Genomic DNA, 24,071 nt, shown 5'->3' on the forward strand with positions numbered 1-24,071 from the left:
GGTCTCCGCCTTCAGAGTCGGTGGCGCGCCCTCTACTCAGTGTGATCGGTGACACTTTTCGAGACAAGACGATTCCTGTACACGGCGGTACGCCATCCGCGCGCTGAACCGCCGGGAGCCACGTCGGACCCGCCTTCTCCCCCGCGCGGAACGCTGGCCGTCATCGGCCACCGGTGACCATGGGGAATGAGGCGCGCATCACGTCATGTGCGCTTGTGCGAGGGGAACGTCCTGGTGTGAAGTGACGTTCCACAGACGACGACCGTCTCTTGAGAGGAGTTGAGAGTCCGCAGTGTCGGACCCCAGTCATAGACCCGGTGCGACATGGTGACCGCGGTCCTCGGCGTCCTCGCCGTGCTGCTGCTCACCGCCGCGACCGGGTACTTCGTCGCGCAGGAGTTCGCTTTCGTGGCCGCCGACCGGGCGCGCCTCACCCAGGCTGCCGACAGGGGGGACGTCGCCGCGCGACGCGCCCTCAAGGTGATCGGTCGGCTGTCGTTCATGCTGTCGGGCGCGCAGCTCGGCATCACGATGACCACGCTGGTGGTCGGTTTCATCGCCAAGCCCGCGCTGGCCGAGCTGATCGAGCCGCTGCTGCGGGTGACCGGCGTCCCCGCCGGCGCGACCGGCGCGATCGCCCTGGCCACCGGCTTCGTGCTCGCCACGCTGATCCAGATGCTGCTGGGCGAGCTGTTCCCCAAGAACCTGGCCCTCGCCAAGGCCGAGACGCTGGCCCGCGCGCTGGCCGCGTCCACGCTCGTCTACCTCACGGTGTTCGGGCCGCTGATCCGCTTCTTCGACCGCGCCTCGAACCGGCTGCTGCGCGCCGTCGGCATCGAACCGGTCGAGGAGCTGCACAGCGGCGCGACGCTGGAGGAGCTCGGCGAGATCATCGACCGGTCCCGCGACGGCGGGCACCTGCCCGCCGACCTGTCGGGGCTGCTGGACCGGGCGCTGTCGTTCGGCGACCTGACCGCGGACGAGGTCATGGTGCCGCGTCCCCAGGTCAGGGCCCTGTCCGGGGGCGCCACGGCGGCGGACCTGGTCGCGTTGATCAAGGAGAGCGGCCACACCTCCTACCCGGTGTACGACACCGAGGTCGACGACGTGATCGGTGTCGTGGGCGTCCGGGAGGTCGCCGACGACGGGCTCGCGCCGGGCACGCCGCTGCGGGCGATCATCCGGCCCGCGCTGCTGGTGCCGGGCAGCCAGCCGCTGTACGGCGTGATGGAGCAGATGCGCGAGACCGGCGAGGAGTTCGCCTGCGTGGTGGACGAGTACGGCGGGCTCGCGGGCATCCTGACGTTCGAGGACATCGCCGAGGAGCTGGTCGGGGAGATCGCCGACGAGACCGACGTCCGGGAGGCCGCCCCGACCGCCGCGCCCGACGGGTCGTGGCTGGTCGACGCGGGCATGCGGATCGACGAGATCGGCCGCATGACCGGGCTGGAGCTCCCGGAGGGCGAGGCCTACGACACCCTCGGCGGCCTGGTCATGGCGGAGCTGCGGCGGCTGCCGAGCCCGGCGGACCGCGTCGCGGTCGAGACCGACGACGGCCGGGTGGAGATCGAGGTGCTGACGGTGGTGCGCCGCGTCCCCGGGCAGGTGCTGCTGCGCGCGGTCGCGGACGCCCCCGCCGAGGACGCCCCGGTGACCGGCCCGGTGAGGGAGGCCGCGTGGACCCGCTGACCTCGTTGCTGATCACCGTGCTCCTGCTGGTCGGCAACGGGTTCTTCGTGGCCGCCGAGTTCGCGCTGGTCGCCGCCGGCCGGAGCCAGCTGGAACGCGCCGCCGCGCGGGGCAGCCGCCCCGCCGTCGCGGCCGTCGCCGGGAAGCGCGAGCTGTCGCTGATGCTGGCGGGCGCGCAGTTCGGGATCACGATGTGCTCGCTGGGGCTGGCGATCGTGACCGAGCCCGCGTTCGAGCACTTCCTGGAGCCGCCCCTGCACGCCCTCGGCGTCCCCGAGACCGGCGCCAAGGCGATCGCGCTGGTCACGGCGCTGGCCGTGATCACGTTCCTGCACATGGTGGTCGGCGAGATGGCGCCCAAGTCCTGGGCGATCGCGCACCCCGAGCGGTCGGCGCTGATCCTGGCGCTGCCGTTCCGGGCGTTCGCGAAGATCTCCCGTCCGGTCCTGTCCGCCCTCAACGCGGTCACCAACGGCCTGCTGCGCCTGATCCGCGTCACGCCCCGCGACGAGCTGGACGAGGCCACCGACCCGGCCCGGCTCAGCCACCTGCTGGGCGAGTCGCGCCGCCTCGGCCTGATCGGCCGGCACGACCACGAGCTGCTGCGGCGTTCGATCGCGGCGCGCGAGGCCACCGTCGGGCCCCTGGTGGTGCCGACCGCCGAGGTCACGACGGTCCCGGCCGCCGCGACGGCCGCGGAGATCCGCCGCGTGGCGACCTCCAGCGGACACAACCGCCTGGTGGTGCTGGACGGGTCCGGCGTGCCGGCGGGCATCGTGCACGTCCGCGCCGCGATCACCTCGGACTCCGGCGCCCGGCCCGCCGCCGAGCTGGCCCACCCGGCGCCGCGCCTGACGCCGTCCACGACGGTGCTGGACGCGGTCACGCGACTGCGGCGGAGCCGTTCGCAGCTGGCGGTGGTGACGGGTGAGGGCGGCGGTTTCGCGGGAATCGTCACGCTGGACGACCTGCTCGCGGAACTGCTGGCCACGAACCCGCACTAGCCATGATCAACCGGAGGGTGCCCCGTCGCGGGGCACCCTCCGCACCTGTGAGACGTTAGATCGGGGCGGAACCGGAGAAACCACCCCCCGAACCACTCGTCGGGAATGGAATCGCGCGGTGTCGAACCTCGAACAGGACCCACTGAACGATCTCTACACGCGTCTGGAGGCCCAGCTGCGCGACCGGGACCTGGCCCCCGTCGGCTGGTCCCCCCACCTGGCGGCCCTGGCGGCGGCCCGCAGCGACCCGCGGCTGTCGGCGCTGCTGACCGGGTCGCGGGACGACGTTCCCCTGGAGCTGGTCGAGTCCGCGGACCCGGCCGCCCAGGCGCGCGCCCTCGTCGAGACCCTCCTGTCCGAGGGCAGGCGCGTCCTGCTGCTGGCCCCCACCCCGTCCCAGGCGGCGCAACTGGTGGAGTCGGCCGCGGAGACGTCCTTCGCCCTGGCCGTGCTCCCGGAGGCGCTGCCCGAACGCCCCCCGGCCCCCACGCCGAAGGGCCGAGGGGCGCACGGGTCCAACGGGACGGTGGAGTTCCGCGCCCTGGCGTTCCCCGAGAACGCCACACCGCTGGACCCGGAGACCGCCCTCCCCGAGGACAGCGCCACGAGCACCGCCCCCGAGAACACCCTGGACACGGACGAACAGCCCGGCCCGGCCCCGACGCCCGAGCCCGCCGTTCCCTCCGCCGACGCGATCCCGGTGGACTTCGCGGCCGCCGCCGAGCGGACCCCCACGAGCGGGCAGGCCGCCACCGTCGGGACGGAGCCCTCCGCCCCCGCGGACGTCACCATGCCGCTGGACGTGGAGCCCGCCGCCGTTCCCGCCGCCGGCGAGGCGACACCGCCCGAGTCCGTCAGCCCCGCGACCAGCACGCTGCCGGTGGACTCAGCGGTCGCCGCAGCCGAAGCGGAGCCCTCCGCCGCCTCAGGCATCCCGCTGCCACCGGAAGCCGCGGGCACCACCATGCCGCTGGACACGGAAGCCACCGCCGTCCCCGAGGCCGAACCCGTCGGCCCCGCGACCGGCACGCTGCCGGTGGACCCGGCGGGCACCGCCACCGAGCAGACCGAGATCCCCGGCGTCCCCGCGACCGGCGAAGCGGAGCCCTCCGCCGCCTCGGGCACCACCCTGCCGCTGGAAACACCGGTCGCCACCGAGAGCACCCTGCCCGCGGGCGCCCACCCCATACCGGCGGAGACAGACCTCCCACCGCACGCCGCCCCGCCCCTGGACGACCAGGCTCCCGCCGAGCAGGCCCCCGTGGACGACGGAACCTCCGTCCACGCCGTGCCCGGCGACGTCCCGCACATCACCGAACCGCAAGGCACCGTCCTGCCTCCGGACGTGGAAGCCACCCCCGTCCCTGAGGCGTCGGCGGTCGAGCCCGCCGTTCCTCCGGCCGACCTCCTGCCAGACGAGGCCCCGAACGTCCCCACCGACACCGCGGCCGCGCCTGTCAGCCCCGCGGCCGGCACACTGCCGGTGGACCCGGCGGTCGCCGCAGCCGAGCAGACCAAGGCCTTCGACGTCCACACCGACGAAGCGGAGCCCGCCGCGTCGGCGGCCGAGTCCGTGAGCCCCGCGACAAGCACACTGCCGGTGGACCCGGCGGTCGCCGCCACCGAACAGACCGCGGCCCCGCACATCACCGAACCACAAGGCACCGCCCTGCCTCCGGACGTGGAAGCCACCCCCGTCCCCGAGGCGTCGGCGATCGAGCCCGCCGTTCCTCCGGCCGACCCCCTGCCAGACGAGGCCCCGAACGTCCCCACCGACACCGCGGCGGTCGAGCCCGCCAGCCCCGCAGCCGACACGCTGCCGGTGGACCCCACGACCGGCGGGGCCCCGGACGTCCACGCCGGTGCGGTGACCGATCCCGTTCCGGCAGTCGACGAAGTGGAGCCCTCCGCCGCCTCGGGCACCACCCTTCCGCTGGAGACGCCCGCCGACGAGACCGCTCCGTCCGCCGTCGGGGAGACGGCTCCCGAGGGGACACCGCCCCTGGACGGCCGGGCCGTCGAGCCGGAAGGCCCCGCGAACGCGGTGGTCCTCGCCCCCGCCCCGGAAACGCGCACGCGCGGGGCCGTCGTGCGGGCCGTCGGGGACACCTGGCGGCAGGTGTGGCAGAACGAGAGCAAGCTCCTCCAGCGCGGGCTCGTCCAGCTTGAGCAGTGGCCCCGGGACGTCGCCGCGCTGGAGGCGCTGCGCGGGCGGCAGGAACAGGCGCGCGCCGTCGCCGAGTCCGAGATCGTCTCCCTCGCCGAACGCGTCGAGGACGCCCGCGCCGCGCTGGCGGACGCCGAGCGGACCGTCACCGAGGCCGGGCACGAGGCGGACCGTCTCGCCGCCGGGGTCGAGGCCGCCGTCGCGGAGATCGCCGAGCCCCGGGCGGAGGCCGCGCGCCTGCAGAAGGCCTCCGACGCCGCGGCCGCCGAGGCCGGGGAGTTCACCCGCACCGCCGACGCCGCCCACGCCCGGTGCACCGCGCTCGTCGAACGCACCGGCCGGGCCCAGGCCGAGCTGGAGGCCGCGCGCCAGCAGGAGGGGATGCTGACCGGCCAGCTGGAGAAGGCCCGCGCGGAGCTGCCCCAGGCCGTCGAGGAGGCCGAACGCCTCATCGCCGCGGACGCCGACGCCGTCGCCGAGGGCCACGCCAGCTACTACCGCCTCGTGTCGGCGGAGTCGGCGCTGGGCGCGGTGCGGCAGAGGATGTCCGTGGCGCAGCGGCTGCACGTCGCCGCGCCGCCACCGGATCTCAAGCGGCTGCGGGCCGAGGTGCGGGCGCGGACGCGGGAGGCCGACGAGGCGGCGCAGCGGGCGCGGCAGGTCAAGGACGCCGCCGAGCAGGCGCGGACCCGGCGCGCCGGGCTGGAGCGGTTCATCACCGAGGGCGGGGCCGGGCTGGAGGCGGCCCGGGAGGCGCAGCGGCGGCTCGCCGCCGAGCTGGAACGCCTGTCCCTCGAACGCGAGGAGGCCACCGCCCACTACCGCGAGCAGGCCCGGCTCGCGGCCGAGGCCGTGGACCGCGCGACGCAGGCGAGCGCGGCGGCCCGGTTCGCCGCGCAGAACGTGCGCGCGCTGGAGGACCGTCTCGGCGCCCTCCGCGCCGAGCACGACGCCGCCCGCGCGACCGCCGAGCAGGCCCGCGCCAACGCGCAGGCCGCCGCCGACTACCTCGCCGAGCTCCAGAAGACCCTGGAGGAGCGCCGCGCCGCCGCCGAGCGGCAGCACGGCACCGACGAGACCGAGCTGGTGGCCCTCGTCGAGGCCGAAGCGGGTTCCCGCGCCCAGGTCACCGAGATCTTCGGCGACGACGTCACGTCCGACCCGGAGGTCCTCGCCGGGCACCGGGAACGCGCCATGGCCCGCGTCGACCGCCTCACCGCGCTGCTGGGCACCGCCGACCACCCCGCGCCCGGCCCCGCCGCCGACACCCTGCTCGCGACGGCCGACCTGGTCGGCGGCACCCCGCTCGGCGTCGGCGCGGCGCTGCCGGAGCCGGAGGCGATGTTCGACGTGCTGATCGCGGTGGGGCCGCTGACGGAGGCGGAGTTCCTGATCGGCGCGGTCCGGGCCCATCGCTGGACCCTGGTCGGCGACCCCGGCGAGCGCCCGCCCGTCTACGCCGAGTACGCCGGGGCCCTGTCGGAGGAGGAGCGCGAACGCCTGACCCGCGGCGCGTTCGCCGCCCTGCTCAGCGGGGACTGACGCCCGCCGAGAGGTCTCCGCCACGTGGAAGGCGATCTGCCGGAACCTCCACCCGTCGCCGGGCGAGCCGGCTGCGCGCCTCGTCCAGGTCCCCGGGGGTGAACGACGGGGCGAGGTCGGCCGCCCCGCGATCCGGTCCCCGATCTCCGCCAGCCGGTCGATCAGGTGGTCCGCGACGCGCCGGACCGCCTTGTGCGGCGTGGGGAGGCACCCGTCGGCGAGGAGCGGCCGCCCGTCCTGGGCGGTCCAGATCGCGGCCGGTTCCGGCACGTGGTCCACCATCCCGGTCACGACCAAGGCGGTGGGACGGTCGTCGACGCGCGGCGTCCCGTCACTCATGTCCGGGCTCCCTCCGGACAGGCGAACGCCCCGCCGAGGTCGGGTTCGGCGGGGCGTTCACGCTGGGCGCGGATCGTTGCGCCGGAGGTCGAGACGTCCTGGTGAGAGCGGTCTAGTCGTCCTTGATGAGGAGGTCGAGCAGCCAGCCGACGATGGCGACGACGATCGCGCCCCAGAACGCCGACCAGAACCCGGCGACCTCGAACGCCAGGTTCAGCCGGTCCGCCAGGTAGCCGGTCAGCATGAGCAGCAGCGCGTTGACGACCAGGCCGATCAGGCCCAGGGTCAGCACGTAGAACGCGCAGCCGAGCGACTTGACGATCGGTTTGATCAGGCCGTTGACCAGTCCGAAGATGACCGCGACGGCGACCAGGGTGAGCACCCGTTCACCCGTGGTGTCGCCGCCCACGGACAGTCCGGAGACGAGGATGGTCGCCACCCACAGCGCGGCGGCGGTGGCGGCTACCTTGAGAAGAATCCACACACCACGATCATGCGCCGGTCCGGCGGTCGTGGCCATCCCTCTGCGATGCGATATCGCCGGGCCCGTCATCCTCCCGAAGGACTGCTCGGATCGCGCCGGGGGCTCAGTCGGCGCGGTCGAAGAACGGGGACGCGGCCTTCACCTGGGAACGCGGCGTGGCGGCGCGGGCCGGGGCGTTCGGGGCGGGCCGGGAGGCGACCGGACGGCCAGGAGCGGGAGCGGGAGCGGCGCGGCCGGGCGCGGGGGCGGCCGCCTGGCTGCGCCGGACGCGGGCCAGTTCCTGCTGGAGCTGGCGCTTCTCCATCTCCAGCGTGGTGAGCGACTTCTCGTGCTTGGCCCGCATCTCCTTCAGGTCGCGGCGGGCGCGGATGGTGCGGCCCGCGCCGATGAAGGTGACCATCATGCCGACGATGAAGACGGTCGCGACGGCGCCCCCGGCCAGGAAGACCTGCCACTGGTGGGCGACGCCGGGCACGGCCTCGCCGAAGACCGTGAGGGTGGTGGGCGCGGAGTTGGCCATCACCACGCCGACCGCCGCGGCGACGGCCGCGACGGCCAGGACCAGACCGACGAACAACAGCATGTGCGGTTCTCCTCTCCGTGGCTTCCGGAGACGGTGGCGGGGGCCACCACCATGCCAGAACTTCTGTGGATCATGCTGGTTCATCCCGGTATTCGCAGTTGGCGGCGGGTTTGCCGGGGAGGGCGAGCAGGCATGATGATCGTTGCCGGAGAGGCCGGCGGGCCGCCGCGGCGGCCTGGACCCACCGGGAGTGAGCATGACCGTGCGGGCCGTGGTGTTCGACATGGACGGCGTGCTGATCGACACCGAGCCGGTCTGGGAGGAGGTCCGGCGCGCCTACGTCGCCGAGCGGGGCGGCGAGTGGCGTCCGGACACCCAGGAGCGGCTGATGGGCATGAGCACCGCCGAGTGGTCCGCCTACCTGGGCGAGGACCTGATCGGCGGGCTGGCCCCGGAGCGGGTCGCCGCCGACGTGGTCGAGCGCATGAAGGCCCGGTACGCCGACCACCTGCCGCTCATGCCGGGCGCGGTCGCGGCGGTCGAGCGCCTCTCCGGCGACGCCGTCCTCGGCCTGGCCAGCTCCTCCCCGCGCGCGCTGATCGACACGGTGCTCGCGGCGATGGGCGTGGCGGACCGGTTCGCCGCGACGGTCTCCACCGAGGAGGTGGAGCGCGGCAAGCCCGCCCCCGACGGCTACCTCGCCGCCGCCGAACGCCTGGGCGTCCCCGCCACCGGATGCGTGGCGGTCGAGGACTCCAGCAACGGCCTCCGCTCCGCCCACGACGCGGGCATGACCGTGATCGCCGTTCCGCACCCCCGCTACCCGCCCGCCGAGGACGCCCTGGAACTGGCCGCGCACGTCGCCGGGGACCTCGACGAGATCACGTCGGAGCTGCTCCGCGGGATCGCGGCGAGGAGTCGTCCACAGCCTGCCGGCTAATCGCGCGGAACGTCACCGCCGGTTCGTACTATGGCCCGGTGACTTCCCCAACGCGTGCTCCCGAGGTGTCCGAGGCTCTTGAGGCGCTCCAGCGCGTCTTCGGCTACGACGCGTTCCGGGGCGAACAGGCCGCGATCGTCGACCACGTCGTCGGCGGCGGCGACGCCCTGGTGCTGATGCCGACCGGCGGCGGGAAGTCCCTGTGCTACCAGATCCCCGCGCTGGTCCGGAAGGGCACCGGCGTGGTGATCTCCCCGCTGATCGCGCTGATGCAGGACCAGGTGGACGCCCTCCAGGCGCTCGGCGTGCGCGCCGGCTTCCTGAACTCCACCCAGGACTTCGACGAGCGCCGCGTCGTCGAGGCCCAGTTCGTCGCGGGCGAGCTCGACCTCCTCTACCTCGCCCCCGAGCGCCTCAACCTCGCCGCCACCGTCGAGCTCCTGCGCCGCGGGACGATCTCCCTGTTCGCGATCGACGAGGCGCACTGCGTCTCCCAGTGGGGCCACGACTTCCGCCCCGACTACCTGCTGCTGTCCCACCTCAAGGACCACTGGCCGGACGTGCCGCGCGTCGCGCTGACGGCGACCGCGACCCCGACCACCCGCGAGGAGATCGCCACCCGGCTCGGGCTGACCGACGCGCGGCACTTCGTGGCGTCGTTCGACCGCCCGAACATCCAGTACCGCATCGAGCCGAAGACCGACGCCAAGCGGCAGCTCCTCCAGTTCCTGCGCACCGAGCACGACGGCGACGCGGGCATCGTGTACTGCCTGTCCCGCAACTCCGTGGAGAGGATCGCCGAGTTCCTGTCCTCGAACGGCATCGAGGCGCTGCCCTACCACGCGGGCCTGGACGCCCCGGTCCGCGCCGCCAACCAGTCCCGCTTCCTGCGCGAGGACGGCCTGGTGATGGTCGCGACGATCGCGTTCGGGATGGGCATCGACAAGCCCGACGTCCGCTTCGTCGCCCATCTCGACCTGCCCAAGTCGGTCGAGGGCTACTACCAGGAGACGGGCCGCGCGGGCCGCGACGGCCTGCCCTCGACCGCCTGGCTCGCCTACGGCCTCAACGACGTCGTCAGCCAGCGCAAGATGATCGACGCGTCGGAGGGCGACGCCGACCATCGCCGCCGCCTGTCGATGCACCTGGACGCGATGCTCGCCCTCTGCGAGACGGTCGACTGCCGCCGCGTCCGCCTGCTGGACTACTTCGGCGAGGAGTCCAGTCCCTGCGGCAACTGCGACACCTGCCTGACGCCCCCGGAGACCTGGGAGGCCACGATCCCCGCGCAGAAGGTGCTGTCCACGGTCGTCCGCCTGGACCGCGAACGCCGCCAGAAGTTCGGCGCGGGCCACATCATCGACATCCTGCGCGGCAAGAAGACCGCCAAGGTCATCCAGTTCGACCACGACGAGCTGAAGCCGTTCGGCCTCGGCGCGGACCTCAGCGAGGCCGAGTGGCGCGGCGTCGTCCGCCAGATGCTGGCCCAGGGCCTGGTCGCCGTGGAGAGCAACTACGGCGCCCTGGTCCTCACCGAGGCCAGCGCGACGGTCCTGCGCGGCGAGCGCCAGGTCCTCATGCGCCGCGAGCCCGAGCGCGCGAAGGTCGCCAGGGAGGCCAAGGCCGCCAAGGAGCGCAAGGCCCCCGTCGACATGCCCGCCGAGGCCGCGCCCCTCTTCGAGCGGCTGCGCGCCTGGCGCGCCGCGACGGCGAAGGAGCAGGGCGTCCCCGCCTACGTCATCTTCCACGACGCCACCCTCCGCGAGATCGCCACGGCCCGCCCGACGACGCTGCCGGAGCTGGGGGGCATCAGCGGGATCGGCGAGAGCAAGCTGACGAAGTACGGCGAGCAGGTCCTTGAGACGCTGGCGGAGTTCACCGGAGCCGCGCCCACCGGCGCCGCGCCGCCGGACGCGCCCGTCCAGCAGCCTCTGGCCACCCCCGCGCCCCCGCAGCCCTCCGATTCCCCGACCACGGAGGAGCTCGCGCACGCGCCGTCCGTTCCCGCCGCCCGTCCGGGCGCGGACGACGACTTCCCGCTTCCCCCGGAGCCCGACTTCTACGACGACCCCTACGCCTAGGGCCTGTTATCACAGTGGGCCTCAGCCGCGCACGCGAGCGCGTTACCTGACCTGCGGGCCCGACGCCGCAGGCGAGGGCCCGCAGGTCAGATCGCGAAGCGATGTCGCGCTCGCCAAGCCCTGGTGAGGTGCGAGCCCCCAGGGCGAGCGCCGTAGGCCAGGGCTTTGAAACACGGCCTAACCCGCCGCATCAGCCGGGCGTGTCCCGCCGTCCGTGGGTGCGGGGAACGAGAGCGGAGACGCCCGCGTCAGCCGGTGTCCCTGCGGACGGCCGGGTATACGGTCGCGGCGGCCTGACGAAGCGCACCCGAGGCGTGTCCCGCATCGACAGGAGCGCTGACGTTCCGGCCCCGATTCGGGGTGCGCATCGACCCATAGTCGGGGCTTCCTGGCTCCCCGGCGAGGCCGGGGCGGCGTTCACTTCCTCTTGCGAAGGTGGGTGCGCTTGCCGTCGGGGTCGAGGATCGTCAGGATCTCCGCCGGGCCGTCGTGGGCTCCGAACGCGTGCGGGACCATCGTGGAGAACTCCGCCGCCTGACCGGCCTCGACCAGGATGGTCCGGTCGCCCAGCAGCAGCGTCACGGTCCCCGACAGGACCGTGAACCAGTCCCGCCCCGGATGGACCTTCAGCTCGTCGACCCCGCGCCGCACCGGTTTGGTCATGCGGATCTTCGCCACGGTGAGGCCGTGCGGGCCGGTGTCCCGGTTCAGCGTCCAGGCCGTGAACCCCCGCGCCTCGTCGTGCTTCGGCCGGATCACCACGTCCTCGTCGCCGGCGGGCTCCACCAGCTGGTCGAGGGTGGTCTCCAGCGCCTGGGCGATCGCGACCAGCTGGTCCAGCCCGATCCGCCGCCCGCCCGTCTCGATCCGGCTCAGCGTGGAGGGGCTCAGCCCGCAGCGCGCCGCCAGGTCGTCCAGCGACCACCCCTTGGCCAGCCGCAGCCCTCGGATGCGTCCCCGGACGAGTACATCGACCTCTTCTTGCGCCATACGCAAGATGATATGACCTACGCGCAAGAAGCTCATACAGTCGTGACATGACTTCCCAACCGCACGGACACCAGAACCCTCACCACGGGCACGGCCACCACGGGCACGGCCACCACGGGCACGGCCACCACGGGCACGGCGCGGCCGACGACCCCGGCCTCGCGGAGATGCTGGATCTCGACGCCGAGGTCCTGCACTCCCTGCTGTCGGAGACGACCGGACGGCTGGCGGGGTCGGCGGGCGACCGGCCGCCGCGCCGGATCCTCGACCTGGGCAGCGGCACCGGCACCGGCACCGTCGCGCTGCTGCGGCGCTTCCCCGACGCCGAGGTGATCGCCGTGGACGCCGCCGAGCCCATGCTGGAACGCCTCCGGCACAAGGTCCAGGACCTCGGGATGGCCGACCGGGTCACCACCGTCCAGGCCGACCTCGACGACGCGTGGCCGCCCGTCGGCACCGTCGACCTGGTGTGGGCGTCCGCGTCCGTGCACCATCTGGCCGACCCCGGCCGCGTGCTGCGCGAGGTCTTCGCCGCGCTCCGCCCCGGCGGGCTGCTGGCCGTGCTGGAGCTGGACGGCTTCCCGCGTTTCCTGCCCGACGACCTCGGCCTCGGCCGTTCCGGGCTGGAGGCGCGCTGCCACGCCGTCCTCGCCGAACGGCGCGAGCGGCATGGCCCGCGCCTGGACATCGACTGGGGCCCGTACCTGACCGAAGCCGGTTTCGCCCTGGAGGACAGGCGCGTCCTGAGCTTCGAGCAGGCGTCCCCGCCGCCCGCCGCCCACCGCTACGCCCGGGAACTGCTGCGCAAGTTCCGTTCCCACCTCGGCGACCGGCTGGCCCCCGACGACCTGGCCGCCCTCGACGCCCTCCTCGACGAGGAGGGCCCGCACAGCGTCCTCCGCCGGACCGACCTCACCGTCCGCGCCACCCGGACGGTCTGGACCGCCGCACGCCCATAAGCCCGCACCGGCACGGGAAAATAATTCGGAGAAACGTTTCCCCGACGCGCTGAGCAGCGACGACACTCCGAAAAGCAAACCCGTCCGCTTTCCTTCGACGGCATCGTTTTCGCAGGTAGGAGCCGTATGTGAACACCGTGTTCGCGTTTGCTCGCCCGGTGTCGCCGACCCCAGGATGAAGTACCGGCAATTCACGCCCCCGGCGGGCTTCTTCGGCATGCCCGCCAACGAGGAGGAACGGCCATGACCATTCTGGTGACCGGAGCGACGGGACAGATCGGCAGGCGCGTCGTGGACCGGCTCGTCCGCGCCCGCGTCCCCGTCCGGGCGATCAGCCGCGCCCCCGAGAACGCCGCCCTCCCCCGCGACGTGCGGGTCGTGCGCGGCGACCTGACCGACCCCGACTCCCTGGACGGAGCCCTGGACGGCGTCGAGCGCGTCTACCTCTTCCCCGTCGCGGCCACCGCCAAGGAGGTGGGCCGGAAGTTCGCGGCGGCGGGGTGCGGCGCGTCGTGACGCTGTCGTCCGGGGCCGTCGAGGGCGGCTACGACACCGACTTCCACCTCCCCGTCGAGCAGGCCGTCGAGGCGTCCGGGCTGGAGTGGACCCATGTGCGGCCCGGCGAGTTCATGCTGAACAAACTGTGGATCTGGGGGCCGTCGATCCGCGCCGAGGGCGTCGTGCGCGACCCGTTCCCCGACGCGACCTGGTGCCCGGTCCACGAGGACGACATCGCCGACGTCGCGGCGGCCGCGCTGCTGGAGGACGGGCACGCGGGCCGGGCGTACACGCTGAACGGGCCCGAGTTCCTGAGCGTCCGCGACCAGGTCCGGATCATCGGGGAGGCGCTCGGCCGGGAGGTCCGCCTCGAACGGGTCACGCCCGGGCGGGCCCGGGAGATCTACCGGCGGCAGGGCGGGTTCGCCGCCGACAACGCCGATTTCCTGCTCGGCTTCAAGGACTACTCGGGCGCCCCGGCCGACCCGGAGGACCGGGGCGCGCTCGACCTGTCGGCGTTCGGGCCGCTGCCGACCGCCGAGGCCGTGACGGGGCGGGCGCGGACGTTCGCGGAGTGGGCGCGCGACCACGCCGGCGACCTGCGGCCCTGACGAAAGTCGGGGGCGGTGGCCGACGTTCGCGCACTGCGGCGGGCGAGGACCGGTCCCTAGCGTTCGTGGTCGAACGGAGGGGATCCGATGATCACACTGCGGGGACTGACCAAGCGGTACGGGGACACCACCGCCGTCGACGGCCTGACGCTGGAGATCGGGGCCGGGCGGGTGACCGGCTTCCTCGGTCCGAACGGCGCGGGCAAGTCGACCACCATGCGCATGATCGTGGGGCTGGACCGGCCGACCGCGGGCGAGGCGCTGGTCGGCGGGCGGCCGTACGCGACGCTGCGGTGGCCGCTGCGGGAGGTCGGGGCGCTGCTGGACGCCAAGGCGCTGCACCCCGGCCGGTCCGCCCGCGCCCACCTGCTGGCGATGGCGCGCGGCAACGGCATCCCGGCGCGGCGCGTCGACGAGGTGCTGGAGACCGTCGGCCTGACGGCGGTCGCGGACCGGCGCGCGGGGACGTTCTCGCTCGGCATGGGGCAGCGGCTCGGCATCGCGGGCGCGCTGCTGGGCGACCCGCGGGTGCTGCTGTTCGACGAGCCGGTCAACGGGCTGGACCCCGACGGCGTGCTGTGGGTGCGGCGGCTGATGCGGTCGCTGGCCGCCGAGGGCCGCACGGTGTTCGTGTCGAGCCACCTGATGAGCGAGATGGAGCTGACCGCCGACCGTCTCGTGGTGATCGGCCGGGGGCGGCTGCTGGCGGACGCGCCGACCGCCGAGATCATCGCGGGCAGCTCCCGCAACGTCGTGTGCGTGCGCAGCCCCGAGGCCGCCACGCTGGCCAGGGCGCTGACCGAACGGCTCGGCGCCGAGGCGCGCCGCGCCGGCGACACGCTCACGGTGTCGGGCGTCGCGATCGAACGCGTCGGGCTCCTCGCCCACGAGCTGAACGTCCCGCTCCTGGAGCTCAGGACGCAGGCCGCCTCGCTGGAGGAGGCGTACATGGAACTGACCGGCGCGAGCGTCGAGTACGGCGTCTCCGACAGGGCGGGGGTGTGACGGTGGAGATACTACGCAGGGCCTTCGCGGCCGAGTGGACCAAGCTGTGGTCGCTGCGTTCCACCTGGTGGACGCTGGCGGGCGCGTTCGCGCTGATGGCGGCGATGGCGTTCACCCTGGCCACCAGCACCGTGCACAACAACACCAACGACGTCCCCGGCGACGACCTGGGCGTCGTCGTGGCCAGCGAGACGGCGGTCGGGGCGGTGGACCTCGTGCAGTTCGTCGTGCTGACCCTCGCCATCCTGACGATCACCGCCGAGTACGCGACCGGGAGCATCGGCACCACGCTGCGGTGGGCGCCGCGGCGCGGGGTGGTGCTGCTGGCCAAGTCGGCCGTGCTGGCCGCCGTGGCGTTCCCCACCGGGATGCTGCTCGGACTGCTGGGCACGGCGGTCGCGGCCCCGCTCCTGGGCGGCTGGGGCCGCTTCTCGGTGGGCGGGACGCTGGCCGACTCGGCGGCGATCGGCGTCTACCTGGCGCTGACCAGCGTGCTGGTGCTGGGGATCGGAACGCTGCTGCGCAGCACGGCGGGGGCGGTGACCACGGTGTTCCTGTTCCTGATGGCGTTGCCGATGCTGATCGACGGCTCCAGCACGGCGCTCGGGCGGTGGGTCTCCGACGCGCTTCCGTCCTCGGCGGGCCGCCACTTCATGAACGGCGGCGGCGACTCCTACGGCCCCGCCGCCGGGCTGGCGCTGCTGGCCGTCTGGACGGCGGTGTTCCTGGTCGGGGCGCGGACGGCGCTGCGCCGCCGCGACGCCTGAGCGAACTTTCAGGAAACCCCCAGTCCTCCTTCAGCCGCCTCCGGTTGGCTGGGGACGCATGAACGTCAACAAGAAGATCGCCCTGGGGGCGGCGGCGACGGGCCTGCTCGGCATGGGCCTGTACCTGACCGTTCCGGCCGCCGCGAGCGGACCGGCGTCCGAGGTCACCCCCGCCGCCGCCCCGCGTGGCGACGGGCAGCGGTGGCACCATCGCGGCGGGCTCGGCCTGCACGGGGAGGCCACGGTCAAGAACCGCGACGGCGCGTTCAAGCTGCGGACCTGGCAGCGCGGCCAGATCACCGCCAGGTCCGGCGCGACCGTGTCGGTGAAGAGCGAGGACGGCGTGACCTGGCAGTGGACCACCAACGACCGGACCCGCTTCGGCAAGCGCGGTGAACGCTCCTCGCTGTCGGCGTTCGCCGTCGGCGACCGCGTCGTCGTGATGGGCGAGCGCTCCGGCGACACCCGCACCGCCGCGTTCCTGCGTTCACCGCGCCGCCGCTGAGGCTCAGTCGAAGTCGTAGACGGTGACGGGGACGTCGCGTTCGGCCAGGCGCCGCTCGACGAGGGGCTCGACCGCGGACCACTTGCCACCGCCCAGCCCGACGCCGATGCGCGGCATGTGCACGGACGCGCCGAGTTCCAGCGCCCGTTCGCCGAGCTTCTCCAGGCACCGGTCGAGCGCGTCGTACTGGACCCGCACGCCCTTGCCGCCGCGTTTGTAGCCGCGCTGGGCGACCATGTTCGCGACCCACACATAGGGCTCGACCCGCACGAACTGCACCGCGCCGAGCCCGAAGTCGTTGCGCGCCCGCTCCCGGTGCCACGCCCGGTAGGCCGCCTCGGGCTCCTTCCAGCGCCGCGACACCGCCAGCACGAACCCCTTGCCCCAGCCGCCGAGGTCGTTGCAGACGTGCGCGACGACCTTCACGCCCTTGGCCTGCGGCGACGTGGCGTCACCCCGCACGTACCGAACCGCCTCCATAGGACGGAACATAACGCCACGCACCGGCAGAACGCACCCGGTTAACCCTTGAGCTGGGCCATCTGGATGAGGTTGCCGCAGGTGTCGTCGAAGGTGGCGATCACCGCCGCCCCCACGTCCAGGGGCTCCTGGGTGAAGCGCACGCCGAGCCCGCTGAGCCGCTCGTACTCGGCCTGCACGTCGTCGACGGCGAACGACGTGAACGGGATCCCGTCCTCGACCAGCGCCTCCTTGAACGGCCCGGCCGCCGGGTGCCCCGACGGCTCCAGCAGCAGTTCCACGCCGTCGGGCGCGTCCGGCGACACCACGGTCAGCCAGCGGGCCCCGCCCGCGGGCACGTCGGTCTTCTTCACGAACCCCAGCACCTCGGTGTAGAAGCGCAGGGCCTCCTCCTGGTCGTCGACGAGGACGCTGGTGACGTAGATCCTCATGGTCGTTCCCTTTCGGTCCGGCGCAGCCATCGGTCGGCGATGCGCTCCAGGGGCGCCGTGTTCAGGTGATGGAACTTGTACCGCCCCTCGCGCCGCACCTCGACCAGCCCGGCGTCCTCCAGCACGGCGAGGTGCTGCGAGATCGCCTGGCGCGAGGACGTCAGACCATGCTTCATGGTCAGCCGCGCGCACAGCTCGAACAGCGTCTGCCCGTCCCGCTCGGCCAGCTCGTCGAGGAGCTTGCGGCGCGTCGGCTCGGACAGGGCCTTGAATACGTCGCCCACACGCCCACTATAGGCAAGCCTTCACTTGCCTGTCAGCCCCCGACCTCGTAGATCCTGGTCTTCAACTGCTCCTCGGCCCAGTCCAGACCGGCGTCCAGGTCGAACCAGACCCGGTCCCGCCGCGCCCCCGGCCGGTCGAGCCCGGCCGCCGCCCACGTGAAGACGCCGTTCAGCACGGCCTGCCGGCCGTGCGGCGGCCGCACCGCCAGCACGAACGCCACCACGAACCCGGTCCGCGTCACCAGCACCGGGTCCCCGTCGCCCTCCTCCCTCCGCGCCCCGGTCAGGCACCGGGCCCGCTCCCGCAGCAGCAGCCATTCGAGCACCGACCCGGACACCTGACGGTTCAGGATGTCGGCGATCTGCTCCCGCACGTACGCGCCCGGGTTCTCCCCGAGCCACCCCATCCACTGGTCGGGCTCGTCCAACGCCGAGTAGTCGTCCCGCACCACCGCGTACCGCGGGTTCTCGTGGAACTCCCCGGTCAGCCGCCCGTCGTCGCCGACCTTCCAGCCACCCCGGATCGCCTCCGGCGGCACGTGCCCGTCCGGATCGTCGACCCACGCCGAGTCGATCTCGTACACCCACCCGCCCGGCTGCGCCGCCGCCGCGGCCACCAGCTCCTCGGGCGGCCCCTCCGCGAAAGTCCCCATCGTCACCCCTCAAAAAAGCCGACGATAGCGACAAAACCCATATGACCGCGCCCGCCCCGACCACACCCCCATGAACAACCAGCCATTCCCAACACAACACGACCACTTCCGGCAACCCTTCTCCTCACTCACCGCAAGTCTGTTGACGGGTGACTTGACAGTGCGTTACCTGTGGCCTGGTCCCCGTGATCCGCCGCCCCCACGGCCGGAGGTCCCCACCTCGTGTTGCGAACGAATCGCCCCGAAGGCGATGGCGAGGCGGCCCGTTGAGCCGCGCCGAGCACGCCGCGGCCGAGCTCCCGCGCGTCAGGAGGCTCGCCGACCAGTACGGCCCGGCCCTGAACAGGGCGTACACGACGCTGCTGGACGGGGCCCTGAGCGGCCCGGCCGCCGACCGGCTGTTCACCGGCATGGCCGCACGGCATCGCACAGCCCGGACGGCGTTCTACGAGGCGTTCGACCAGGTACGCCGGCTGGCCGCCCAGGCCCCTCATCCACCCCGCGTCCGCGAGCCCCACGTACCCGGCCCTCCAAGCGGCCCACGCGGCGGCGACATCCGTTCCGGATCTCCGAACCTGCTGAACACACTGGCCACCGAACTGTCCCAGGCCGGCGCCGCCTGGCAGAACGCCGGTAGCTCCTTGGCACGCGTCCTGACCGGACTCGGACTCGACCCCGCCCCCGGCACCCGGATCAGACAGGCCGGACAATGGCTCTCCGGCCAACACCAAGACCTCGAACACCGCCGCGCCGAACTCCTCAAAGAGGAGCAACTGCACACGGCGCTCGCCACCGTCCGGACCGCCCTGTCCCGACACGACGCTCCTCCCTGGCAGGGCTACTGGCGCAGCTACCTCCCCGGCGTCTGGGACTCGCTCAAGGACATCGGACTGGCGGGCCTGGCCGGCAACCCCTGGACCGCCCCGTACTACCTGATGATCGACCCCGGCGGATGGCGAGAACGCGGACCGATCGGCCAGTTGAAAGGACTGTACGAAGGCGTCCAGGACCCGGTGGCACTCGCCAAGGCGGTGATCGACTGGGAGGAGTGGAAACGCGACCCCCTCCGCGCCTACGGCCGCCTGGGCCCCAACATCGTGCTGACGGTCCTCACAGGCGGCGCGGGCGCGACGTCCAAACTCGGAACAGGCGTCCGCACCCTCAGCGGCAAAACCCACCCCGCAGGCAAACCCCCCGGAACCGATCTGGCCAAAGCAGGCAAGGACCTGCCCCCCACCCCCCTGAAGACCGCCAAACCCACCCCACCCCCCACCCCAGGCGACGTCCGAGTGGCAGGCCCGGGCAAAAGCCCGCCCGACCGCAAGGTCGCCGGTAGCGGTGGTTCAGCCGAACAACGGCCAAAGGTGGGATTCGGCCGGCACTCCGATGAAGAACTGCGGGAGCTCGCCACGGCCTCGGGCGGCCTGCGCGGTGTCTACGAGCAGCACGGCGCCGGGCTGCTCGGCACAGTGATCGGCGCCGAGGCCAAGCAGCTCACCTCAGGCCGACGCGCCCATATCGTCGAACGGGTCAACGGACTCGGGCTGCCCCGGCGAGAGGCGGCCGAGGCCGCGATGCACGCGGCACAACGCGCCTGGGGCCAAGCGGGGCAGATCGCGTTGCCCAACGGCGACATCGCCGTGGTGCCGGGTCACCCGACCGTCCCCGACACCTTCGTGGTCTCCAAAGACGGAACGGTGACCATGCGCAAATCCACCCGCTGGTACGACGAGGAAGCCAAGGAGGTCAGGATTGAGTTCCTGGACTGAGGAGACCGACACGATGCCGGGTGACACGCCACTGACCGCGCTCGACTACGAGCTGTTCATGCTGCACGCGATGGTGGATGCCCCACCCGACCTCGTCGAAGAAGCCTTGGCCGTGGTCGGCGCGAACCGGAACACCCTGGAGGCTTCCTACCAGCGCGTCCTGGCGGAGAACTTCATGCTGCGCCCCTCCTTCGCCCCGATCAGCGAGATCCTCGGTCCACCCCTGCACGAGGAGCAACGCCACGAGGCAGGCCGGCGATTCACCGTCCGCACCTTCGCACTCCGCCTGTGGCCCGACTTCGCCCTAGAGGTCTACGGCCGCTCCGACGGCATGGTCTGGGACGAACGCTTCGTGCGAACCGCGACGAACATCCCGCTCCCCGCCGACCCCTCTCAGCTCAAACCATGGACGGCGACCAAACCCGAAATCGAGAGCCGTTTCGGTCCCCTGGAAGAGATCGAACTGTGGGCCCCCTACGCCTCCTACTCCCTCACCCACCAGCCACCAGCCACAGCCCCCACCAGGTACAACCTGGTGTTCTCCCGCTCTCTCCTCCAACGCGCCGAACCACACACCTCGTCCGGGTGAACGCGACGAACAGCCCGACAACCAATCCCTGAGGATGACGTAAGACGCTCTAGGCCCGGGTAGCAAACCCAACCCGGGCCGCACCTCGATGATGGCGACCAACCAAGAACACTGCCGGAACGAACTGCTCATCCACGCAGCCACAGCAGCCGAAGCATTCAGCCCTCGTGGAAAGCACAAAGGCCACTTCCGAATATTGGAAGTGGCCTTTGCGCTACTGCGCACCCGTAGGGATTCGAACCCCAAACCTTCTGATCCGTAGCAAGACTAGGAGCGTCCAGTGCCGTCTACACACGTCCCCTGACTTGGCCGCGTCCCTCCGCACGCCCACCGCCGTGCAAGGTCATTCAGCATGGTTGTTAGCGCTCGCGTTAGAACGCTAGCCGTCCCGGAGGGTGCGTCCGCGTGAACGGCGAGACGATGTGACAGAAAATTTCGCGCGGGCGTGCCCTCCCGCCCGTGGAGGCTGGGGCTGCGAAGCCCCCGCTTCGCTTTCGTCCAGCTAGCGGAAGATCCAACTGCTGAGCCGCCATGACCACCCAGTGCGTTTTCTAGCCATAGACTGACCAATGGGCTTCGGAATGACATCTATACAACTTGCCATTCTCAGCGGCTATAACGCGGAACAGATGTATTCAATGCTAGCGAAGTAGGGTTTTTGTTCTCATTCTGATACTGCTGTCTATTGCGCTCTGTAGCGCCTGACTCCTGTCCAAGGAACTTGCGATCTCTGGCCAGGAACTTGTCACCCTCGCGACAATGTCTCTTGCACATCCAGGCAAATCTATGCTTTTCACTCCTAGTCGCTGTTGTAGGCGAGCGAAGGTGGCAAGTGAGACATCATGAAAGGCTCTCGATCCGCCGAACTTCAAGCCTAGGTCTTCAGGAGACTCTTTGAATTGATAGGCTGATGTGCACAACAGATCGTAGGCTGGGGAAAGAGTTGGTTTTTGCGGATCGCGATATATAAGTGACCAATTCTTGAGATGTGCGTCTCCATTAGAGATGAGAATGCAGAATGTCAATCTTCTGGTAAACTCCAGGAGTGCAGCTTCATCGTGACCACGATATATTAGGCTAGCCACTGTCTCGAAGTTTCCGTCATACTTGCGCGAGGGGTACAGGTTCCTAACCTGAGCCAGATCTTCGATATGAATGCGCTTCCGTTGATCGTCTCGATCAAATCTGCGGATTGCGAATGCGTGTTCCTCCTCTCCAGGCCAAGCGCTTTCCGGAATACCATCGAACTTGTCGCGCGTTATCAGCTTGATCTCGGGAACCGCGATGCCAACGGCTCCAGCGAGGGTCATCATGGCGAACTCGTTAAGAGGAACATCGCGATAAGTCCTATCCGGCAGTTTGACGATCCAATCACCCCCTTCGCCATACGCAGGCATAGTAAGGCGGTCTCCCTTGCGGATCATGGAAAACTTCATCGCAACGCCGGCTAGGGAGAACCGGATTCCGTGGTCTGCTGTTTCGGGGCCAGTCGAACTGGCAACGTCTTCCCATGGGACATCATCTGGGGACTCATCTCCCGGCAGAACACGCACGGCTCCAGGGAGATCGTGCCCTACCTGCGCCAACAGTTCCATCTCTCTCTGAGAGGAAACACCCCGATCTTCTGCAATCCACTGCCTGAGGCGCCCCTCTGGAAGGAGATTCGAGAACCATTCGGGAAGCTTGAGCTGGCTAGAATGTATTCGATTCAGGTTCTGTTCAAAAACGAGACCGAGGATTGGTCGATGAGGGTCGTGGATATAACTCTGATCTAGAATGAATCGAGTCCGGTCCACTCTCTGATATAGAGAACCAACTTTGACGTCTTGGAGCCAAACACCATATGCCCGGAGGTCAGAAGAGGACATCTTCTCTGTCCTCCTCGTCCTCTGCAAGCTCGTCCTCCAGAATGAGTCTATTCAGAGATGGAGTATTCTCCAGATCCCATTCACACATCCGGTCAAGAAAGTTGCGAAGGTTTTGACCGATAAGCTCTTGGCGGGTTTGGATGAAATGCTTAAAATCCCTGGCCTCATATGCCCCTCTGACTTGACTGCTTAGATTGTGCGAGACGAGCGCATCCTGCCATGCCTCTTCCTTGTCAGGCCTCGGGAAGCGAAGGATAAGGTCGTCCAGCGTACCGTTTTCCTCATCATCAATGGGAGCAAGCAGGATACGGTTGGCGGCCCAAGGCCGCTGCGCGACAGGCACCACCCTGTTAGGTAGAACCGTTTCTAGGGCGAAAGACGCAGTTGCTCTATCGACTAGGCATGTCGCCAAGCGTTCAGGGGTGATCTCATCAAACTCTGTCAATTCCGCATTCCACAGCTTGGGCTTGAGACTCCACCAAGAACAGAGGATTATGCGTCCCGCACCTTCGTTGCTCTTCAAGCGTGTGATGCCCGGAGGTTGACGAACATCGGTCTGGACTGCGTCGAGTAGAGCCGACAGTGAACCATTGAGATCACCTGGTGTGATCTTGCCCGCCAGCGTACGCATGGCACCGGTGGCACTTCCCTTGAAGATATACGGGCCGACCATGGCGGCCCGCCAGAACCACCGACGCAGGAGTTGCTGGTCTCGCTCATCGATTTCAGGAAAATGTGCAAAGAATCGAGCTAGGACAACGAGCAGGTTACGGTAAGGCAGGAAGGTGAAGTGCGGAACTCCTGCTTTCTCTTGAAGAAAACTCACTGCTAGGTCGATAGCTTGTGCGCCAGCAGAGTAGGCATCTTCGCGGCTCTCACCGGGAAATTCCGTGGATTTGTTTTCCTCGTCGAACTCCGGACGCGGGTTCCGAGCGATGTTGCGCCCACGGCGAGCTAGGATGCAATAGAGGATAGTGTCATCGTCGATGCGGCCGAAGTTGCGCTCAGCCTCAACCTTCTCGGCTATCAATTCTATGGAAAGAGAGCCGCTATAACCTGCCTGTGTATCCTCGTTAGTTGCGGTCAGGCCCGAGAAAATCTCGGCCCTACTCAGTCGCTTCCCATAGCTATTCACCCTGGAGAAGATGTCCTGTAGAACCGAAACATCGGCATCGGATACCTGGTATGCCGGAACTTGAAATTGCCTTAGACTTTGATTAATCTCGTTTGCATATTCGACGTACTCTACGACTTCGGGATACCTTGCAAACCAGCTAAGGATTCTCTTCAGGTCAAAAAGAGTAGGAAGGGGAATGACCAGCGGACTCTCTTCGGAGGGTGACTGGCTAAATTGTCGTCGCTCCAGGTCGTAAGATAGCGAAAATCGAGGGTCTTCTTGCCCCTTGGGGTGGAGGGCATTGGCAAGGCTCACAATTCGCTGCTGGCCGTCTACTACCCAGAGAGCCTGATCCATCTTCTCTACCGGGAAGTGCAGGTTTCCGAGGTTAACTTCTCCTTTTGGTGCGGATCTCACCCAGAAGAGGAGATTGCCGACTGGGTAACCTTTAACGATGCTATCGAAAAGGCGCTTAACGTCTTCTTGGCCCCAGCGGAAGCCGCGCTGGAAGTGGGGCACTCGAATTTTTCCGGTCCACGCCAATTTCATAAGCTGGTCGACCTCGAATGTTGAGGCCGTCGGGCGAGTATTTAGTCCGTCACTCACGGTTCTGGCTCTGCTCCCAATATCGACGCTGCTAGCTCAGTGAGAACCTGGCCTGGCAGCACTCGTTTCGCGAATACTTGGTGATTCAGGTGCGAGTGTCCCGAGGGCACACCACAGGTTTCCCCTCCAGTCTGGACCATCATGCCCGGATCTGCTCGGCTTTACTTGCC

Annotated in this window: 22 protein-coding genes; 13 read left to right on the plus strand and 9 right to left on the minus strand. The window is 70.1% G+C overall.

The features are described from left to right. Positions 1-324 precede the first annotated feature (324 nt). The 3 genes from HNR61_RS08945 (at position 325) to HNR61_RS08955 (ending at position 6,402) form a co-directional block, all read left to right on the plus strand. On the plus strand, positions 325-1,689 hold the full coding sequence (locus HNR61_RS08945) for a hemolysin family protein (RefSeq protein ID WP_182842651.1): 1,365 nt from the start codon (positions 325-327) through the stop codon (positions 1,687-1,689). Next, complete coding sequence (locus HNR61_RS08950; RefSeq protein ID WP_182842652.1) at positions 1,677-2,693, plus strand: hemolysin family protein; 1,017 nt, start codon at positions 1,677-1,679, stop codon at positions 2,691-2,693. The genes HNR61_RS08945 and HNR61_RS08950 overlap by 13 nt, the downstream gene beginning before the upstream one ends. Before the next feature lie 118 nt (positions 2,694-2,811). Continuing rightward, positions 2,812-6,402, plus strand: a complete 3,591-nt coding sequence (locus HNR61_RS08955) for a coiled-coil domain-containing protein (RefSeq protein WP_182842653.1) — start codon at positions 2,812-2,814, stop codon at positions 6,400-6,402. Positions 6,403-6,853: 451 nt separating this feature from the next. Here HNR61_RS08955 and HNR61_RS08960 read toward each other — a convergent pair whose 3' ends face one another. After that, positions 6,854-7,225: a phage holin family protein gene (locus HNR61_RS08960; RefSeq protein ID WP_182842654.1), complete on the minus strand. Its 372-nt coding sequence runs from the start codon at positions 7,223-7,225 to the stop codon at positions 6,854-6,856. A gap of 103 nt (positions 7,226-7,328) precedes the next feature. Beyond that, positions 7,329-7,808, minus strand: coding sequence for a hypothetical protein (locus tag HNR61_RS08965; RefSeq protein ID WP_182842655.1), 480 nt, complete (start codon positions 7,806-7,808; stop codon positions 7,329-7,331). Positions 7,809-8,004: 196 nt separating this feature from the next. On the opposite strand from HNR61_RS08965, the gene HNR61_RS08970 reads away from it, so the two are divergent. Both HNR61_RS08970 and recQ read left to right on the plus strand, forming a co-directional pair. After that, positions 8,005-8,688: an HAD family hydrolase gene (locus HNR61_RS08970; RefSeq protein ID WP_182842656.1), complete on the plus strand. Its 684-nt coding sequence runs from the start codon at positions 8,005-8,007 to the stop codon at positions 8,686-8,688. A gap of 38 nt (positions 8,689-8,726) precedes the next feature. Continuing rightward, positions 8,727-10,769: a DNA helicase RecQ gene (recQ, locus tag HNR61_RS08975; RefSeq protein WP_312897819.1), complete on the plus strand. Its 2,043-nt coding sequence runs from the start codon at positions 8,727-8,729 to the stop codon at positions 10,767-10,769. A 417-nt stretch (positions 10,770-11,186) separates the two neighbouring features. Here recQ and HNR61_RS08980 read toward each other — a convergent pair whose 3' ends face one another. Continuing rightward, positions 11,187-11,759 carry a helix-turn-helix domain-containing protein gene (locus tag HNR61_RS08980; protein ID WP_182842657.1) on the minus strand — a complete coding sequence of 191 codons (573 nt, stop codon included), beginning with the start codon at positions 11,757-11,759 and terminating at the stop codon, positions 11,187-11,189. Positions 11,760-11,806: 47 nt separating this feature from the next. On the opposite strand from HNR61_RS08980, the gene HNR61_RS08985 reads away from it, so the two are divergent. From HNR61_RS08985 to HNR61_RS09005, 6 genes are all read left to right on the plus strand, one after another. After that, positions 11,807-12,718, plus strand: a complete 912-nt coding sequence (locus tag HNR61_RS08985) for a class I SAM-dependent methyltransferase (RefSeq protein ID WP_182842658.1) — start codon at positions 11,807-11,809, stop codon at positions 12,716-12,718. A 243-nt stretch (positions 12,719-12,961) separates the two neighbouring features. Continuing rightward, a complete protein-coding gene (locus HNR61_RS47460) occupies positions 12,962-13,234 on the plus strand; it encodes an SDR family oxidoreductase (RefSeq protein ID WP_246442373.1) in 273 nt (90 codons plus the stop codon). Then, a complete protein-coding gene (locus tag HNR61_RS08990; protein ID WP_246442375.1) occupies positions 13,231-13,827 on the plus strand; it encodes a Rossmann-fold NAD(P)-binding domain-containing protein in 597 nt (198 codons plus the stop codon). The genes HNR61_RS47460 and HNR61_RS08990 overlap by 4 nt, the downstream gene beginning before the upstream one ends. A gap of 87 nt (positions 13,828-13,914) precedes the next feature. After that, positions 13,915-14,832 (plus strand): ABC transporter ATP-binding protein, encoded by a 918-nt coding sequence (locus HNR61_RS08995; RefSeq protein WP_182842659.1) that lies wholly within the window; start codon positions 13,915-13,917, stop codon positions 14,830-14,832. Positions 14,833-14,834: 2 nt separating this feature from the next. Beyond that, positions 14,835-15,599, plus strand: a complete 765-nt coding sequence (locus tag HNR61_RS09000) for an ABC transporter permease (protein WP_182842660.1) — start codon at positions 14,835-14,837, stop codon at positions 15,597-15,599. A gap of 58 nt (positions 15,600-15,657) precedes the next feature. Continuing rightward, on the plus strand, positions 15,658-16,104 hold the full coding sequence (locus HNR61_RS09005; RefSeq protein WP_182842661.1) for a hypothetical protein: 447 nt from the start codon (positions 15,658-15,660) through the stop codon (positions 16,102-16,104). Positions 16,105-16,107: 3 nt separating this feature from the next. Here the strand turns inward: HNR61_RS09005 and HNR61_RS09010 are convergent, their stop codons facing one another. Genes HNR61_RS09010 through HNR61_RS09025 form a run of 4 tightly spaced genes read right to left on the minus strand, consistent with a single transcriptional unit; the run spans position 16,108 to position 17,952 of the window. Further along, entirely contained in the window at positions 16,108-16,584 is a 477-nt protein-coding gene (locus HNR61_RS09010; protein WP_182842662.1) for a macro domain-containing protein, read from the minus strand. A 41-nt stretch (positions 16,585-16,625) separates the two neighbouring features. Then, positions 16,626-17,015 carry a VOC family protein gene (locus tag HNR61_RS09015; protein ID WP_182842663.1) on the minus strand — a complete coding sequence of 130 codons (390 nt, stop codon included), beginning with the start codon at positions 17,013-17,015 and terminating at the stop codon, positions 16,626-16,628. Continuing rightward, positions 17,012-17,299 carry an ArsR/SmtB family transcription factor gene (locus HNR61_RS09020; protein WP_182842664.1) on the minus strand — a complete coding sequence of 96 codons (288 nt, stop codon included), beginning with the start codon at positions 17,297-17,299 and terminating at the stop codon, positions 17,012-17,014. The genes HNR61_RS09015 and HNR61_RS09020 overlap by 4 nt, the downstream gene beginning before the upstream one ends. A 32-nt stretch (positions 17,300-17,331) precedes the next feature. Next, the gene (locus HNR61_RS09025; RefSeq protein WP_182842665.1) at positions 17,332-17,952 is read right to left on the minus strand and encodes a hypothetical protein; all 621 of its coding nucleotides are present in this window, start codon (positions 17,950-17,952) and stop codon (positions 17,332-17,334) included. A gap of 266 nt (positions 17,953-18,218) precedes the next feature. On the opposite strand from HNR61_RS09025, the gene HNR61_RS09030 reads away from it, so the two are divergent. Both HNR61_RS09030 and HNR61_RS09035 read left to right on the plus strand, forming a co-directional pair. Beyond that, entirely contained in the window at positions 18,219-19,721 is a 1,503-nt protein-coding gene (locus HNR61_RS09030) for a hypothetical protein (protein ID WP_182842666.1), read from the plus strand. A gap of 13 nt (positions 19,722-19,734) precedes the next feature. Continuing rightward, on the plus strand, positions 19,735-20,310 hold the full coding sequence (locus HNR61_RS09035) for a hypothetical protein (protein WP_182842667.1): 576 nt from the start codon (positions 19,735-19,737) through the stop codon (positions 20,308-20,310). Positions 20,311-20,951: 641 nt separating this feature from the next. Here the strand turns inward: HNR61_RS09035 and HNR61_RS09040 are convergent. Further along, positions 20,952-22,178: a type II toxin-antitoxin system HipA family toxin gene (locus HNR61_RS09040; RefSeq protein WP_182842668.1), complete on the minus strand. Its 1,227-nt coding sequence runs from the start codon at positions 22,176-22,178 to the stop codon at positions 20,952-20,954. Further along, the gene (locus HNR61_RS09045) at positions 22,165-23,901 is read right to left on the minus strand and encodes a DUF262 domain-containing protein (RefSeq protein WP_182842669.1); all 1,737 of its coding nucleotides are present in this window, start codon (positions 23,899-23,901) and stop codon (positions 22,165-22,167) included. Before HNR61_RS09045 ends, HNR61_RS09040 begins: the two co-directional genes overlap by 14 nt. Between the last annotated feature and the right edge of the window lie 170 nt (positions 23,902-24,071).

Origin of the sequence: Actinomadura kijaniata, assembly GCF_014138665.1 — a bacterium.
Lineage (GTDB): Bacteria > Actinomycetota > Actinomycetes > Streptosporangiales > Streptosporangiaceae > Spirillospora > Spirillospora kijaniata.

Excerpts from the sequence above, each read along its gene's own strand:
- HNR61_RS08945 (WP_182842651.1), top strand. The coding sequence starts at position 325 with ATGGTGACCGCGGTCCTCGGCGTCCTCGCCGTGCTGCTGCTCACCGCC.
- HNR61_RS08965 (WP_182842655.1), bottom strand. The coding sequence starts at position 7,808 with ATGCTGTTGTTCGTCGGTCTGGTCCTGGCCGTCGCGGCCGTCGCCGCG.
- HNR61_RS08970 (WP_182842656.1), top strand. The coding sequence starts at position 8,005 with ATGACCGTGCGGGCCGTGGTGTTCGACATGGACGGCGTGCTGATCGAC.
- HNR61_RS08980 (WP_182842657.1), bottom strand. The coding sequence starts at position 11,759 with ATGGCGCAAGAAGAGGTCGATGTACTCGTCCGGGGACGCATCCGAGGG.
- HNR61_RS08985 (WP_182842658.1), top strand. The coding sequence starts at position 11,807 with ATGACTTCCCAACCGCACGGACACCAGAACCCTCACCACGGGCACGGC.
- HNR61_RS47460 (WP_246442373.1), top strand. The coding sequence starts at position 12,962 with ATGACCATTCTGGTGACCGGAGCGACGGGACAGATCGGCAGGCGCGTC.
- HNR61_RS08995 (WP_182842659.1), top strand. The coding sequence starts at position 13,915 with ATGATCACACTGCGGGGACTGACCAAGCGGTACGGGGACACCACCGCC.
- HNR61_RS09005 (WP_182842661.1), top strand. The coding sequence starts at position 15,658 with ATGAACGTCAACAAGAAGATCGCCCTGGGGGCGGCGGCGACGGGCCTG.
- HNR61_RS09010 (WP_182842662.1), bottom strand. The coding sequence starts at position 16,584 with ATGGAGGCGGTTCGGTACGTGCGGGGTGACGCCACGTCGCCGCAGGCC.
- HNR61_RS09015 (WP_182842663.1), bottom strand. The coding sequence starts at position 17,015 with ATGAGGATCTACGTCACCAGCGTCCTCGTCGACGACCAGGAGGAGGCC.
- HNR61_RS09025 (WP_182842665.1), bottom strand. The coding sequence starts at position 17,952 with ATGGGGACTTTCGCGGAGGGGCCGCCCGAGGAGCTGGTGGCCGCGGCG.
- HNR61_RS09035 (WP_182842667.1), top strand. The coding sequence starts at position 19,735 with ATGCCGGGTGACACGCCACTGACCGCGCTCGACTACGAGCTGTTCATG.
- HNR61_RS09040 (WP_182842668.1), bottom strand. The coding sequence starts at position 22,178 with ATGTCCTCTTCTGACCTCCGGGCATATGGTGTTTGGCTCCAAGACGTC.